The organism is Micromonospora sp. AKA38 (assembly GCF_027925725.1).
GTDB lineage: Bacteria > Actinomycetota > Actinomycetes > Mycobacteriales > Micromonosporaceae > Micromonospora.
Genome location: NZ_BNEI01000003.1, coordinates 1,076,720 through 1,089,288 on the forward strand (window position 1 = coordinate 1,076,720; position 12,569 = coordinate 1,089,288).

Genomic DNA, 12,569 nt, shown 5'->3' on the forward strand with positions numbered 1-12,569 from the left:
TCGCCGCCATGCGGGGGCTGACGGCACGCTGGCGCACCTGGCACGACGGGCACCGGCGGGCCGTACGCCTGGTCCGCCGGCTGCTGCTGGTCGCCGCCGCCGGTGCGGTGCTGTTGGCGGTGGCGACGGCGGCCAGCGTGGCCTGGGTCCGCGGCGACGCCGAGGGGCACGTGTTCACCGTCGCCGACGTGCCGGACGCACCGGTGGCGCTGGTGCTCGGCGCCAAGGTCGAGCCGGACGGCGCGCCGTCGCCGTTCCTGGCCGCCCGACTGGAGATCGCCAGGCAGTTGTACGCGGCCAGCAAGGTCAAGGTGGTCCTGGTCTCCGGCGACCACATGGACTGGGACTACGACGAGCCGGACGCGATGCGACGCTGGCTGGTCGATCGGGGTGTGCCCGCGGAGAAGGTGGTGCTCGACCACGCCGGCTTCGACACCTACGACTCGTGCGTCCGGGCCCGGCGGATCTTCGGCGTGCGCCGGGCCATCGTGGTCACCCAGTCGTTCCACCTGCCCCGCGCGGTGGCGCTCTGCCGGCACGTCGGGGTGACGGCCGACGGCGTGGGCGACGACACCGCCCGCCGGTACGCGCAGCAGTGGCGGATCAGCAGCGCCCGGGAGTACGGCGCCAGCGTGAAGGCCGCGGTGGACGTGCTCTCCGGCCGGGACCCGGTGCACCTCGGCCGGCACGAGACCGGAGTGGACGACGCGCTCCGGGCCGGCTGAGGGCGGTAATCCGGTTGTGGTGCCGGGACGACCACTGGTCTGCTGACGCAATGTCCGTCTTCGATGATCCCGGCCACTTCGGACGGCTCTGGGCCGCCACCTACGACGGCCCCGGCAACCCGGATCCTGCCCCGGCCGTCGACTTCCTCGCTCCGCTCGCCGAGGGCGGCCCGGTGCTCGAACTCGCCATCGGCACCGGCCGGGTGGCCCTGCCGCTGGCCGCGCGCGGCCTCGCCGTGGAGGGCGTCGAGGCGTCCCCGGAGATGGTCGCGCAGCTGCGCGCCAAGCCGGGCGGCGAGCACCTGCCGGTCACCATCGGCGACATGGCGGACGTCCCGGTGTCCGGGCCGTACCGTCTGGTGTTCCTGGTCTTCAACACGCTGTTCAACCTGGTCGACGCGGAGCGTCAGGCGGCGTGCTTCCGCAACGTCGCGCGGGTGCTGGCGCCCGGCGGCGCGTTCGTCATCGAGACGTTCGTGCCCGACCCGGCCGGCTTCGACCGGGACGAGCAGGTTCAGGTCCGGGACGTGACCGAGGACTCGGCCACCATCCGGATGCACCGTTACGACCGCGCGGCGCAGACGTTCGTGCGGCAGACCATCACGTTCGACGCCGATGGCGTGCACCTGAGCCCGTTCGCCATGCGCTACGCCTGGCCGGAGCAGATCGACGAGATGGCGGAGCGGGCCGGGCTCCACCTGGCCGAGCGGTACGCCGACTGGGACCGGACGCCGTTCGACGCGGACAGCCGTACGCACATCTCCGTCTACCGGCTCGGGTAGCGGACGCGTCGAGGGTCGGGACGCTGGTCCCGGCCCTCGGCCGGCCCGGTTAGGCTGACCCGCCGGGAGGGCCGATGACAGTGACCGTCGTCGCGATGGACGACTCGCACGCCGACGCCGTGCTGGAGACCTACCGCCTCGGTATCGCCGAGGGCGACGCCACGTTCGAGACCGAGCCGCCGGAGTGGCCCCGGTTCACCGCCGGCCGGCTGCCCGGCCACCGGTGGGTGGCGCTCGACGCGGCCGGACGGCTGCTCGGCTGGGTGGCCTGCTCGGCGGTCTCCGACCGCTGCGTCTACGCCGGGGTGGTCGAGCACTCCGTCTACGTGCATCCCGAGGCGCGGGGCCGCGGCGTCGGCCGGCTGCTGCTGGACGCGCTGATCGACTCCACCGAGGCGGCCGGCGTCTGGACCATCCAGTCCGGCGTGTTCCCGGAGAACACCGCCAGCCTGGCGCTGCACGCGGCCCGCGGCTTCCGGGTGGTCGGGACCCGGGAGCGGATCGGCCGACACCACGGCGTCTGGCGGGACGTCACGCTCATCGAACGCCGCAGCCCCCGGATCCGCTGACTCGCGGACCGGGGGCGGGCGCCGCAGCTAGCGGGACTCGCGGTTGAACAGCCGCCTGGACCAGAGGTACCCACCGAGCGCGACGACGGCGCACCAGCCGAGCGCGATCCAGCCGTCGGCGCCGATCGGCGTGCCCATCAGCAGGCCGCGCAGGCTCTCGATGATCGGGGTGAACGGCTGGTACTCGGCGAACCAGCGCAGGCCGGCCGGCATCGAGTCGGTGGGCACGAACCCGCTGCCGAGGAACGGCAGCAGGATCAGCGGCATCGGCAGGTTGCTCGCGGTCTCCACGCTCTCGCTGACCTGGCCGAGCGCGACCGCCAGCCAGACCAGCGCGAACGTCACCGCCGCGAGCAGGCCGACCGCGCCCAGCCAGCCGACCGGCCCGGCGGTGGGACGGAAGCCGACCAGCAGCGCCACGCCGATCACCACGGCCAGGCTGAACGCCGCCTGGATCATGCTGCCGAGGACGTGTCCGGTCAGCACCGAGACGCGGGCGATGTGCATGGTGCGAAACCGGGCGATGATGCCCTCGGTCAGGTCCATCGCGATCGAGATGGCGGTCCCCTGGACCGTGGCCGCCACCGTCATCAGGATGATCGCCGGCGCCACGTAGTTGGCGTACGCGGCCCGGGTCCCCGCACCGGCCGCGCCGCCGCCGGCCGTCGACCCCCCGGCGCCGCTCCCGAGCCCGGCGCCCAGCGTGCCGCCGAACACGTAGACGAAGAGCAGCAGGAAGACCACGGGCATCCCGATGAGCATCACGGTCATCGACGGGTAGCGCAGCATGCGCCGGAGGTTGCGGCGCAGCATCGTCACCGAGTCGCGCAGCGGGTGGAACCGGAGGTCGGCGTGGGTGGAGACGCTCATCGCGTGGTCACCTTCCCGTCGGTGGGCTGGCCGGTGCGGGTGTCGGTGGGTCCGCCGGTCAGGGTGAGGAAGACGTCGTCGAGGTCGGGGGTGTGCACGGACAACTCGTCGACCTCGACGCCACCGTCGTCGAGCCGGCCGATAAGCGACCGCAGCGACCGCAGGCTGCCGTCGCCGGGCACCCGCAGGGTGAGCGCGTCGGCGTCGCGGGTGGCCCGGTCGAGCACGCGTACCGCCGCGTCGAGGCCCGCCGGATCGGCGAACCGCAGCCGGACGTGCCCGCCCGGAATGCGGCGCTTCAACTCCTCGGGCGTGCCCTCGGCGACCACCCGGCCGTGGTCGAGCACCGCGATCCGGTCGGCCAACTCGTCCGCCTCCGCCAGGTACTGGGTGGTCAGGAAGATGGTCACGCCGCCGGCCACCAGCTCGCGGACGATCTGCCACACGTCCCGGCGGCTGCGCGGGTCGAGCCCGGTGGTCGGCTCGTCCAGGAAGATCACCCGGGGGTCGCCGACAAGCGTCATCGCCAGGTCGAGTCGTCGCAGCATGCCCCCGGAGTAGGTCGACGCCGGCTTCCCGGCCGCCCCGGTCAGGTCGAACCGTTCGAGCAGCCGGGCGGCCCGCCGCCGGCCCTCGTGGCGGGCGAGGTGGTGCAGGTCCGCCATCAACCGCAGGTTCTCCTCGCCGGTGAGCAACTTGTCCACCGCGGAGAACTGACCGGTGACACCGATCGCGGCGCGTACCGCGTCCGGCTCGCGGGCGAGGTCGTGCCCGGCGACCCGGACCTCACCGGCGTCGGCGGCGAGCAGCGTGGACAGGATCCGCACGGTGGTGGTCTTCCCGGCGCCGTTCGCGCCGAGCAGCGAGAAGACCGTGCCTTCGGGTACGCGCAGGTCGACGCCGTCGAGCACGACATGCTCGCCGAACGACTTCCGGAGCCCGGTCACGGCGATCTGGTGTGTGGTCACGATGTCCTCCCGTCAGGACCGGTGGATGGTGATGTCGCCGTAGGAGGTCCGGCCGCGTACCTCGACGGTTTCCTCGGTGCCGCCGGGCCGCGCGGTGCTCTCCAGGTGGTTGTGCACCTGACCGAAGCCGGTGTTGACCTCCAGCCACGCGGCGGTGCCCGCCGCGACGCCGATGTCCAGGTCGCCCATGGCGGTGCCCAGCACCACCGAGCCGCGCGTCACCTCGGCGACCCGGATGCCGCCGTTGGAGGTCTTCGCGTCGACGCCGGCGCCGGCGTGCGCCACCTCGATGGCGCCGTTGGCATTACGCACCCGCACGTCACCGGTGGCCGCGTCGACCGTGGTGTCGCCGTTGGAGTTCTTCACCGCCACGGCGCCCTGGACGCTGCCGACCCGCACCGTGCCGGAGCCGGTGGAGATCTCCGCGTCGCCGGTGACGTCGCCGACGGTGACGTGCCCGACACCGGTGTGCAGGCGCAACGGCCCGGTCCGCTCCAACCGGACGTTGCCGGTGGTCTTCACCCGGGTCTCGCCGAGCCGGCCGGTGGCGTGCACGTCGCCCAGCAGCAGGTGCGCGGCGAGCCGGGAGTCGCTGGGCAGTTCGATGGAGACGTCCACCGACCTGCTCTTCTTCGAGAAGTCGAAGGTGCGCTTCGGGCCGGTCACGTGGAGCGTGCCGTCGGTGAACTCGACGCGTACCTGGGCGGCGGCCTGGACGTCGGACTCGTCGTCGCCGTTGCTCGGGCGGACCTCCACCACGGTGTCGGCGCGGTCGCCGGCGGCCACCCGCAGGGCGGCGACGCCGAGTTCCATCGTGACGGAGATCGATTCGGGTGTGTCGAAAACAGGCATGGTTGTCCCCACATCCTGGGTCGGTGAGTCGTCCCCGCAGGTCAGGGGGACGTGAGAGGAAAAGCCGGGTGGAGCGGTGCGGTCAGTGCACCCAGCCGGTGAAACGCTGCTGGGACCGATTCCCGCCGACGCGTGGCTCGGGGCGCGGCTCCCGGTCGCTTCTGGGTAGGCCGGCGGCGGCGGCCCGGACCAGCCAGGCGTTGACCGAGCGCCCCTCGGCGGCGGCGGCCTCCTCGACCGCGGCCTTGAGCTGCTCCGGCATGCGTACGTTGATCCGGGCAACGGGGCCGTCCTCGTTGATCGGCAGGTCGATGTCCGGTGCCGCGCCCTGGTCGGACGCCGCAGGGAGCGGCTCGGCCGGCGGTGGGGTCACCACGAAGTCCGGGTCCCGGCCGCGCAGCCGCACCTCCACCGAGCCGGGGGCGAGTTCCCGGGTGATCTCGTCGGCGGCGGCCGACAGCGCGTCCAGCAGCGTCATCCGGATCGCCGACTCCAGTGGCCCGGTCAGGCGCTCGACCAGCGCACGCGACTCTTCACCGCCGGCTTCGGCGAGCGTGGCGAACTCCCGCCCGAGGTTGCTCACATACGAGGTCAAGTCCATGGCACTACTGTGGCACAGCAATGGCACCACCGCAAGCCTCAATGATGCCACTATGGCACGCGCTCTGAGTTGATTCCTGCATCAACCCTGCTCAACAGCCGTCATGAGCTTGGCATCACCGTGATGCCACACCACCTTTTTCTGTCGTCGCCAGCACCCGATGCGTGCTCTTGATCTCTCGCAGAGCACCGCCGACAGGGTCGCCCGAAGGATGCGCCGACCAGACCTGTTACTCGGCACTACCGTGTGGCCATGACTGCGGTGCCCGAGTGGATGCGGCCACCTCGCCCCGAGGGCTGGCACGCCGAGGAGCTGGACCAGCTCGCCGACGCCCCGCGTCACACCGAACTCATCGACGGAGCACTCGTCCTGAGGACTTCTCCCCAGCGGGTCTGGCACGCTCGGATGGTCACCGCACTGGTGATCGCCCTGACCGAGCAGGCTCCGGCAGGCGTCGAGGTCGATCGGGAGATCACGATTCGACTCGACCGATGGAACCGCCCCGAGCCCGATCTTCTCGTCACAACGGCGCCCTACGACCCGTCCCGCACCTTCCACACACCCGAAGAGACGCTACTGGTGGTCGAGGTGGTCTCGCCCGAGTCGGCGCACCGGGACCGCAACGTCAAGCTGCGCAAGCACGCGGAAGCGGGGATCGCGAACTACTGGCGCATCAAGGACGAGGACGGCTCCCCAGTGGTCTACACGTACGAGATCGACGGCCCCACGCGGTCGTACGCGCCGACCGGAATCCATCGGGACGAGTTGCGCACCTCGATGCCGTTCCCGATCAAGATCGACCTGACCGGGTTGGTGCCCGGCCGCAGGAGCTGACCCGATCCCCGCCAGGCGGTTTTACTCCGCCCCTCAGCTTGGCGTTGAGGGCCGTGCCAAGGCGACCGCGAGGTAGGCGTTGCGGCGCGCGATGAGGCGTCGCAGGTACGGCCGCAGGATGAAGCGGGCCACCAGCCGACCGAGCGGGCCCATCGGTGCCGAGAAGTCGATGACGTCGCGCATGACGGTCGCCGCGCGGTCAGCAGGGTTCGGGGTGAACGTGTGCTCGTGGCGCCATCGGCGGAACGGGCCGCTGACCTGCTCGTCGGTGAAGCCGTACGGTCGTCGGTAGTCGGTGATCCGGACCGTCATCCGCCACGGCAGGCCGAAGTGCCGGGCTTCCCATGTCACGGTGTCTCCGGCCGCCAGCCGGCCGGTCGTCACACCACCGACCGCCCGTTCGGCGCTGTTCCCCATGGAATCGGTGTGCGTGTCGACGTCGAGGCAGGCGTCGAAGACGGCTTCCGGGGCTGCCTGGACGTCCGTGGCCAGCTCGATGCGCGGCACACCGCCAACGGTAGACCCAGCGTTTGACGCAGCGACAGTGCGATGCCTCTCGCCCCGTCGCACGGTCAGCCGTCGAACCGGCACCCGCAGCGCCGGAAGATCACTTCGTCTCGCCTGAGCAGCAGGAACAGCCAGGTTCGCACGCGCAGGTGTCGGCGCTGTCACGCTGACTGGCACGTGGAGCCGAGCCGTTGACCGGCATCGCACAGCAGGCGTCCCCGCGCCACGCCGCTCGCCCCTCCTTGACCGCCACCACGGCGATGACGAGCGCGGCGAGCGGATCGGCCCAGGACCAGCCGAACAGGCTGTTGAGACCCAGGCCGACGAGCAGCACGGCGGACAGATAGGTGCAGAGCAGGGTCTGCTTGGAATCGGCCACCGCTGATCGGGAGCCCAACTCGCGCCCGGCCCGTCGTTGCGCGTAGGACAGCACCGGCATGATCAACAGGGACAGGGCAGCCAGGACCAGGCCGACGGTGGAGTGTTCGGCCTCTCCGCCGCCGGCCAGCGCTCGCACCGACTCCACGGTGACGTACGCGGCCAGCGCGAAGAACGACACCGCGATGATCCGCAGTGCGGCCTTCTCCCGCGCCTCCGGGTCGCGGCCGGCGAACTGCCACGCCACCGCCGCCGCCGAGGAAACCTCGATCACCGAATCCAGACCGAAGCCGATCAGGGCGGTGGAGGAGGCAGCAGCACCGGCCGTGATCGCCACCACCGCCTCGATCACGTTGTAGGTGATCGTTGCCGCCACCAGGAACCGCACCCGTCGCGCGAGCACCGCACGACGGACCGCGCCGTTACCGGACTGAACCTGTAGCAGAGGGGCGGACATCAACAGCAACCCTTCTCGTCGGCGTCCGCGCACATCGTCGGGTCGACCGTCAGCACCAGGTTCAGCAGGTCGCCGAGAGCATGCGCCAGCCGTGCGTCGGTCAGCTCATAGCGGGTCCGCCGCCCCTCGGGCACCGCCACGACCAGACCACAGCCGCGCAGGCAGGCAAGGTGGTTGGACAGGTTCTGGCGAGTCGTCCCGAGCAGGTCGGCCAGCTCCGCCGGATAGCCCGGGGCGTCCCGCAGCGCCAGGAGCAGCCGCGCTCGGATGGGATCGGACAACGCGTGGCCGAACCGGGCCAGCACATGCCCGTGCGTCAGGATCTCCACCCGACGACAGTACAGCGATTGCTGAATTCAGCGCCAGTCGTACCGAACCCGCCATCCCGGCGGGCCGGGTCAGACATTGAAGCGGAACCAGGAGGCGCGATCGGCTGGCCGGCAGGGACGGTTCCAGGTACGGCGTGTCGGTCGGTTTGACCAAGTGAGCTGTGGGCGTGCCTCCACCAGGATCATCGCAGCGGGGAGGCACGCCCACTGACGGGCCGACTGGCAAGGGAGCCATCACGATCACCGCCTAGTTGCCACAATTCCGTAGTTGCCAGAGTTTGGCAATAAGGCATACTGGCGGGACGATCTCGATCACGCGGGAGGGTTCCGTTGGCCGTCTACACACTTCCTGACATGCCCTACGACTACGGGGCACTCGAACCCGCCATGAGCGGTCAGATCCTGGAGCTGCACCACAGCAAGCACCACGCCGCCTACGTCAAGGGCAGCAACGACACCCTCGACCAGCTCGCCGAGGCCCGCGACAAGGGCGACTACACCACGCTGGTCGGCCTGGAGAAGACCCTCGCGTTCAACCTCTCCGGCCACGTCCTGCACTCGATCTTCTGGAACAACCTCTCGCCTGAGGGCGGCGACCGCCCCGACGGCGAACTGTCCGCCGCCATCGACGAGCACTTCGGCTCCTTCGACGCCTTCGCCGCTCAGCTCTCCAACGCCACCAAGAGCGTGCAGGGCTCCGGCTGGGGCATCCTGGCCTGGGAGCCGCTGTCCCAGCGCCTCATCGTGGAACAGGTCTACGACCATCACGGCAACGTCGGTCAGGGCTCCACCCCGATCCTGGTCTTCGACGCCTGGGAACACGCCTACTACCTGCAATACAAGAACGTCCGACCCGACTACGTCGACCGGCTGTGGAACCTCGTCAACTGGGGCGACGTCACCCGGCGCTTCGACGCCGCCCGCGCCGCCGGCAACCCGATCCTCGTCGCACCGTGACCACAGCCGACCCCGCGTCGGCCTTCACCGCTGCGCAACGCGCCGCCGGGGTCATCGCCGCCAAGCACCGCGGCGACCTCGGCGGCGCCGAGCAACTGCTCGCAGCCTTCCCCGACGAGGCTGCCCGCACACGCGGCTTCATGCTCCTGGCCGAACTCGCCCTCACCCTCGTCCGCACCCAAACCGGCCAGACCATGGACGACCTCGTCCAGGAACTCACCCTGCACATTGCCGCCGCCAGCGAGCCCCCGGTCAGCACCTAGACGCCCACCCGACAGGCCGCCGGTCGGTGGCGACGGGCGAGGGTGAGCGCTGCCGCCAGGACGTAGTCGTCGTACGTAACCCGCTTCGGTGACATGTCACGGCCACCGAATCCGAGGTGTGGAAGGGAGCGACCGAGCCCGTGATCGACCGTGCCATGCAGGTCTCACGGATCAGAGGAATGACCGAGACCCGGCCGGGCGTGGGCGTCTTCGTCGCCGAACAGGCCGAGGCAGATTCGCGCCCGACGATGCCCCAGGGCGAGGCGCACCCACCCGTGAACCGCGATACAAGCGGGCGAAAGCCCACCTACAGCCCGATGGCCCGAACCCGCTGCCCGCAAAGCTTGACGATGTCATCGACATCGGATGTCAGGATCGCCACCGGCGCGGGTAGGCGGAGCGCCACCTCGGCGACCATGGCATCGATGGCGTACCTGTGCCCATGGAGCCCCGCCGCCTCCAACAGCCCCGCACTGCGGCGGGCGCTTTCCACCGTCACCGCCTCCACCCGGATTCGGGACAGCAGCCAGGTCAGCCGCGCGACGTCCACGCCGGAGTGGGAGACCTCGATGATCGTGGCGGCCGACATGGCAAGATCGGCCCCGTCACGCTCCGCCTGCTCCAGCAGTCGCATCACCTTGCGGTCCCGTTCGATCCACATTGCGAAGCCTTGCGAGTCGAGCACCAGCGACTCAAGGCTCACGCCGCACGTCCGATCTCCTCGGCCCCGTGCAGGAGCGCCCGAGCCTCGGCCATCTCCTCGTCAGTGAACGTCCCGAATTCGCCCTGGTAGTGATCCAACTCCTCGCGGAGAAGTCGGCGCCGCTCGGCCCGCTCGGCCAGCTCGGTGAGGTAGCCGGAGACGTTGTCGGTGTGCGACTTCATGCTCTCCAGCAACTCCGCCGGGAGCGTGATCGTGACCTTCTTCGTCTTCGCCACCCTGCGACCATACCATGGTGTTACCGCAACTGAGCGAGCCCGGCGGGCCTGCCCCGGGCAGGCCGACGTCAGACGTTGAAGCGGAACTCCACCACGTCGCCGTCCTGCATGACGTACTCCTTGCCCTCGATCCGGACCTTGCCGGCGGCCTTCGCCGCCGCCATCGATCCGGCCGCGACCAGGTCGGCGTAGGAGACCACCTCGGCCTTGATGAAGCCGCGCTGGAAGTCGCTGTGGATCACCCCGGCGGCCTCCGGCGCGGTCGCCCCGATCGGGACGGTCCAGGCCCGCGCCTCCTTGGGGCCGGCCGTGAGGTACGTCTGGAGCCCCAGCGTCCGGAAGCCCACCCGGACCAACTGGTCCAGGCCCGGCTCGGACTGACCGATCGACTCCAGCAGCTCGCGGGCCTCGTCCTCGGGCAGGTCCACCAGCTCGGACTCGATCTTCGCGTCCATGAAGACCGCCTCGGCGGGCGCGACCAGGGCGCGCAACTCGTCGAGGAACGCGGCGTTGCCCAGCTCGGCCTCGTCGACGTTGAAGACGTAGATGAACGGCTTGGTGGTGAGCAGGTGCAGCTCACGCAGGTGCTCCAGCTCGACCTTCGCGGCGGCGGCGCCCGCGTACAGCGTGACGCCGTTGTCGAGCACCTCGACTGCCTTCTTGGCGGCCTCGACGGCGGCGGCCCGGTCCTTGCGGAGCTTGGCCTCCTTCTCCAGCCGCGGCAGCGCCTTCTCCAGCGTCTGGATGTCGGCCAGGATCAGCTCGGTGTTGATCGTCTCGATGTCGTCGGCGGGCGAGACCTTGCCGTCGACGTGCACCACGTTCGGGTCGGAGAAGGCGCGCACCACCTGGCAGATCGCCGAGGCGTCGCGGATGTTGGCCAGGAACGCGTTGCCCCGGCCCTGCCCCTTCGAGGCGCCCCGGACCAGGCCGGCGATGTCGACGAACGAGACCGGCGCGGGCAGCACCTTTTGCGAGGAGAAGATCTCGGCCAGCCTGCCCAGGCGCTCGTCGGGAAGCCCGACCACGCCGACGTTCGGCTCGATGGTGGCGAACGGGTAGTTCGCGGCGAGCACGTCGTTCTTGGTCAGCGCGTTGAACAGGGTGCTCTTGCCCACGTTGGGCAGGCCGACGATGCCGATGGTGAGACTCACGACGAGCCAGCTTACGCGGTCTGCCGGCCGTCCGGCCGGGCGGGCAGCAGGCGGGGCTCGATCCGGGTCTCCCGCACCGTGCCGTCGTCGGCCCGCACCAGCTCGTACGCGGCCACGTCCGGCCGGTCCGCCACCGCCTCGACCAGCCGGGTCCCCCGGTAGATCAGCCCGACGCCGTCGTCGGTGCAGTGGCTGGTCGGCAGCGTCCCGTCGGCGACCAGCCGGTGCATCAGCGGCCGGCGCTGCTCCTCGCTGTCGTAGTGCACGCCGTTGCCGTACGGGAGCCAGCCCAGCCCGTCGGTGAACGGACGCAGCTCCGGGCCGTAGCTGTCGGTGGCGCCACCGGTGTGCCAGCAGATCGAGCCGGCGGAGACGCCGCCGAGCACCACGCCGGCCTGCCAGCACTCGTGCAGGATCTCCGGCAGGCCGTGCACCCGCCACACCGCGCACAGGTTGGCGACGCTGCCGCCGCCGACCCAGATGACGTCCTGCGCCAGCAGGTGGGCGCGGATGTCGTCGACGTTGGGCATGGGGTACAGCGCCAGGTGGGACGCGCGGAACCGGGTGTCGGCGAACGCGCCGTAGAACACGGTGAGGCCGGTCGGCTGGTCGCCGACGGCCTGGCCGAGATAGCAGACCCGGGGCGCGTCACCGGCGCCGGCCAGCTCGGCCATGTGGTCGAAGAGCTGGCTGGGCCGGGCGTCCCAGGGGCCGCGCCGGCGACTGAAGTAGCCCATGCTGGTGGCGACGATGGTCGGTTCGGTGGCGGGCATGGGTGTCCTTCCGGCCGGCGACGGTGGAGATCATTGTGCCTCGTCCGCCGCCCCGTCCGGCGACTCGGCGGCGGCGAGCAGCGCGCGCAGCAGGTCGGCCAGTCGGTAGCGGTCGGCGGGCGGCAGCGCGTCGAGGATCCGCCGCTGCACCTCCAGCCCGGCCTCTGCCGACTCCTCGACGATCTGACGGCCGGCGTCGGTGAGGCTGACCCGCAGCGCCCGCCGGTCGCCCGGGTCCGGCGCGCGGCGGACCAGCCCGGCGCGTTCCAGCCGGTCGAGCCGGCCGGTCATCCCGCCGGAGGTGAGCATCAGCGCGGCGGTGAGCGCCTTCGGCGCCAGCGTGTACGGCGGGCCGGACCGGCGCAGCGCGGCGAGCACGTCGAACTCGCCACGACCGATGCCCCAGCGGGCGTACACCTGCTCCTGCCGGTCGCCGACCAGCCGGGACAGCCGGTAGATGCGGCCGAAGACGGCCATCGGCTCGGGCCGCATGCCGGGCCGTTCCCGACGCCACTGCTCGACGATCAGGTCTACCTCGTCCGCTGCCACGGCTGTCGATTGTGCCGCACGTCGCTCTTCCGCTTTCACTCGACGCAAAGTAGCTTAGCTCT

At 70.9% G+C, this 12,569-nt stretch carries 18 protein-coding genes and 1 pseudogene; 7 read left to right on the plus strand and 12 right to left on the minus strand.

Annotated features, from left to right (window positions below; genetic code table 11):
• Positions 1 to 8 precede the first annotated feature (8 nt).
• The 3 genes from TPA0908_RS13475 to TPA0908_RS13485 all read left to right on the plus strand — a co-directional run bounded on the left by TPA0908_RS13475 (position 9) and on the right by TPA0908_RS13485 (position 2,076).
• Positions 9 to 725: a SanA/YdcF family protein gene (locus TPA0908_RS13475; protein ID WP_281937892.1), complete on the plus strand. Its 717-nt coding sequence runs from the start codon at positions 9 to 11 to the stop codon at positions 723 to 725.
• A gap of 50 nt (positions 726 to 775) precedes the next feature.
• Positions 776 to 1,507 (plus strand): class I SAM-dependent methyltransferase, encoded by a 732-nt coding sequence (locus tag TPA0908_RS13480; protein ID WP_281937893.1) that lies wholly within the window; start codon positions 776 to 778, stop codon positions 1,505 to 1,507.
• A 74-nt stretch (positions 1,508 to 1,581) separates the two neighbouring features.
• Complete coding sequence (locus tag TPA0908_RS13485; RefSeq protein WP_281937894.1) at positions 1,582 to 2,076, plus strand: GNAT family N-acetyltransferase; 495 nt, start codon at positions 1,582 to 1,584, stop codon at positions 2,074 to 2,076.
• A gap of 27 nt (positions 2,077 to 2,103) precedes the next feature.
• On the opposite strand, the gene TPA0908_RS13490 is transcribed toward TPA0908_RS13485, so the two are convergent.
• The 4 genes from TPA0908_RS13490 to TPA0908_RS13505 all read right to left on the minus strand — a co-directional run bounded on the left by TPA0908_RS13490 (position 2,104) and on the right by TPA0908_RS13505 (position 5,367).
• On the minus strand, positions 2,104 to 2,946 hold the full coding sequence (locus TPA0908_RS13490; protein WP_281937896.1) for an ABC transporter permease: 843 nt from the start codon (positions 2,944 to 2,946) through the stop codon (positions 2,104 to 2,106).
• On the minus strand, positions 2,943 to 3,914 hold the full coding sequence (locus TPA0908_RS13495) for an ATP-binding cassette domain-containing protein (RefSeq protein WP_281937898.1): 972 nt from the start codon (positions 3,912 to 3,914) through the stop codon (positions 2,943 to 2,945). Before TPA0908_RS13495 ends, TPA0908_RS13490 begins: the two co-directional genes overlap by 4 nt.
• A 12-nt stretch (positions 3,915 to 3,926) precedes the next feature.
• A complete protein-coding gene (locus TPA0908_RS13500) occupies positions 3,927 to 4,766 on the minus strand; it encodes a DUF4097 family beta strand repeat-containing protein (RefSeq protein WP_281937900.1) in 840 nt (279 codons plus the stop codon).
• Positions 4,767 to 4,848: 82 nt separating this feature from the next.
• Positions 4,849 to 5,367, minus strand: a complete 519-nt coding sequence (locus TPA0908_RS13505; protein WP_281937902.1) for a ribbon-helix-helix protein, CopG family — start codon at positions 5,365 to 5,367, stop codon at positions 4,849 to 4,851.
• A gap of 252 nt (positions 5,368 to 5,619) precedes the next feature.
• Here TPA0908_RS13505 and TPA0908_RS13510 point away from each other — a divergent pair, with 252 nt between their 5' ends.
• Complete coding sequence (locus TPA0908_RS13510) at positions 5,620 to 6,201, plus strand: Uma2 family endonuclease (RefSeq protein WP_281937904.1); 582 nt, start codon at positions 5,620 to 5,622, stop codon at positions 6,199 to 6,201.
• A gap of 33 nt (positions 6,202 to 6,234) precedes the next feature.
• Here the strand turns inward: TPA0908_RS13510 and TPA0908_RS13515 are convergent, their stop codons facing one another.
• The 3 genes from TPA0908_RS13515 to TPA0908_RS13525 all read right to left on the minus strand — a co-directional run bounded on the left by TPA0908_RS13515 (position 6,235) and on the right by TPA0908_RS13525 (position 7,872).
• Positions 6,235 to 6,708, minus strand: a complete 474-nt coding sequence (locus TPA0908_RS13515) for an SRPBCC family protein (protein ID WP_281937906.1) — start codon at positions 6,706 to 6,708, stop codon at positions 6,235 to 6,237.
• 100 nt (positions 6,709 to 6,808) lie between these two features.
• Positions 6,809 to 7,543 (minus strand): cation transporter, encoded by a 735-nt coding sequence (locus TPA0908_RS13520; protein ID WP_281937907.1) that lies wholly within the window; start codon positions 7,541 to 7,543, stop codon positions 6,809 to 6,811.
• Positions 7,543 to 7,872, minus strand: coding sequence for an ArsR/SmtB family transcription factor (locus tag TPA0908_RS13525; protein ID WP_281937909.1), 330 nt, complete (start codon positions 7,870 to 7,872; stop codon positions 7,543 to 7,545). The genes TPA0908_RS13520 and TPA0908_RS13525 overlap by 1 nt, the downstream gene beginning before the upstream one ends.
• Positions 7,873 to 8,202: 330 nt before the next feature.
• On the opposite strand from TPA0908_RS13525, the gene TPA0908_RS13530 reads away from it, so the two are divergent.
• From TPA0908_RS13530 to TPA0908_RS31710, 3 genes and pseudogenes are all read left to right on the plus strand, one after another.
• On the plus strand, positions 8,203 to 8,829 hold the full coding sequence (locus TPA0908_RS13530; protein ID WP_281937911.1) for a superoxide dismutase: 627 nt from the start codon (positions 8,203 to 8,205) through the stop codon (positions 8,827 to 8,829).
• Positions 8,826 to 9,092, plus strand: coding sequence for a superoxide dismutase (locus tag TPA0908_RS13535; RefSeq protein WP_281937913.1), 267 nt, complete (start codon positions 8,826 to 8,828; stop codon positions 9,090 to 9,092). Before TPA0908_RS13530 ends, TPA0908_RS13535 begins: the two co-directional genes overlap by 4 nt.
• Positions 9,093 to 9,217: 125 nt before the next feature.
• Positions 9,218 to 9,316, plus strand: a pseudogene (locus TPA0908_RS31710) (GntR family transcriptional regulator); the annotation flags it as partial.
• An 83-nt stretch (positions 9,317 to 9,399) separates the two neighbouring features.
• Here TPA0908_RS31710 and TPA0908_RS13540 read toward each other — a convergent pair.
• From TPA0908_RS13540 to TPA0908_RS13560, 5 genes are all read right to left on the minus strand, one after another.
• Positions 9,400 to 9,795, minus strand: a complete 396-nt coding sequence (locus tag TPA0908_RS13540; RefSeq protein WP_281937915.1) for a PIN domain-containing protein — start codon at positions 9,793 to 9,795, stop codon at positions 9,400 to 9,402.
• Entirely contained in the window at positions 9,792 to 10,031 is a 240-nt protein-coding gene (locus tag TPA0908_RS13545) for a hypothetical protein (protein ID WP_281937917.1), read from the minus strand. The genes TPA0908_RS13540 and TPA0908_RS13545 overlap by 4 nt, the downstream gene beginning before the upstream one ends.
• 68 nt (positions 10,032 to 10,099) lie before the next feature.
• Positions 10,100 to 11,185: a redox-regulated ATPase YchF gene (ychF, locus tag TPA0908_RS13550; RefSeq protein WP_281937919.1), complete on the minus strand. Its 1,086-nt coding sequence runs from the start codon at positions 11,183 to 11,185 to the stop codon at positions 10,100 to 10,102.
• Positions 11,186 to 11,196: 11 nt separating this feature from the next.
• On the minus strand, positions 11,197 to 11,958 hold the full coding sequence (locus TPA0908_RS13555) for a Type 1 glutamine amidotransferase-like domain-containing protein (RefSeq protein WP_281937921.1): 762 nt from the start codon (positions 11,956 to 11,958) through the stop codon (positions 11,197 to 11,199).
• A gap of 30 nt (positions 11,959 to 11,988) precedes the next feature.
• Entirely contained in the window at positions 11,989 to 12,507 is a 519-nt protein-coding gene (locus TPA0908_RS13560; RefSeq protein ID WP_281937922.1) for a MarR family winged helix-turn-helix transcriptional regulator, read from the minus strand.
• Between the last annotated feature and the right edge of the window lie 62 nt (positions 12,508 to 12,569).

Excerpts from the sequence above, each read along its gene's own strand:
- TPA0908_RS13485 (WP_281937894.1), top strand. The coding sequence starts at position 1,582 with ATGACAGTGACCGTCGTCGCGATGGACGACTCGCACGCCGACGCCGTG.
- TPA0908_RS13520 (WP_281937907.1), bottom strand. The coding sequence starts at position 7,543 with ATGTCCGCCCCTCTGCTACAGGTTCAGTCCGGTAACGGCGCGGTCCGT.
- TPA0908_RS13475 (WP_281937892.1), top strand. The coding sequence starts at position 9 with ATGCGGGGGCTGACGGCACGCTGGCGCACCTGGCACGACGGGCACCGG.
- TPA0908_RS13510 (WP_281937904.1), top strand. The coding sequence starts at position 5,620 with ATGACTGCGGTGCCCGAGTGGATGCGGCCACCTCGCCCCGAGGGCTGG.
- TPA0908_RS13505 (WP_281937902.1), bottom strand. The coding sequence starts at position 5,367 with ATGGACTTGACCTCGTATGTGAGCAACCTCGGGCGGGAGTTCGCCACG.
- TPA0908_RS13490 (WP_281937896.1), bottom strand. The coding sequence starts at position 2,946 with ATGAGCGTCTCCACCCACGCCGACCTCCGGTTCCACCCGCTGCGCGAC.
- TPA0908_RS13500 (WP_281937900.1), bottom strand. The coding sequence starts at position 4,766 with ATGCCTGTTTTCGACACACCCGAATCGATCTCCGTCACGATGGAACTC.
- TPA0908_RS13480 (WP_281937893.1), top strand. The coding sequence starts at position 776 with ATGTCCGTCTTCGATGATCCCGGCCACTTCGGACGGCTCTGGGCCGCC.
- TPA0908_RS13555 (WP_281937921.1), bottom strand. The coding sequence starts at position 11,958 with ATGCCCGCCACCGAACCGACCATCGTCGCCACCAGCATGGGCTACTTC.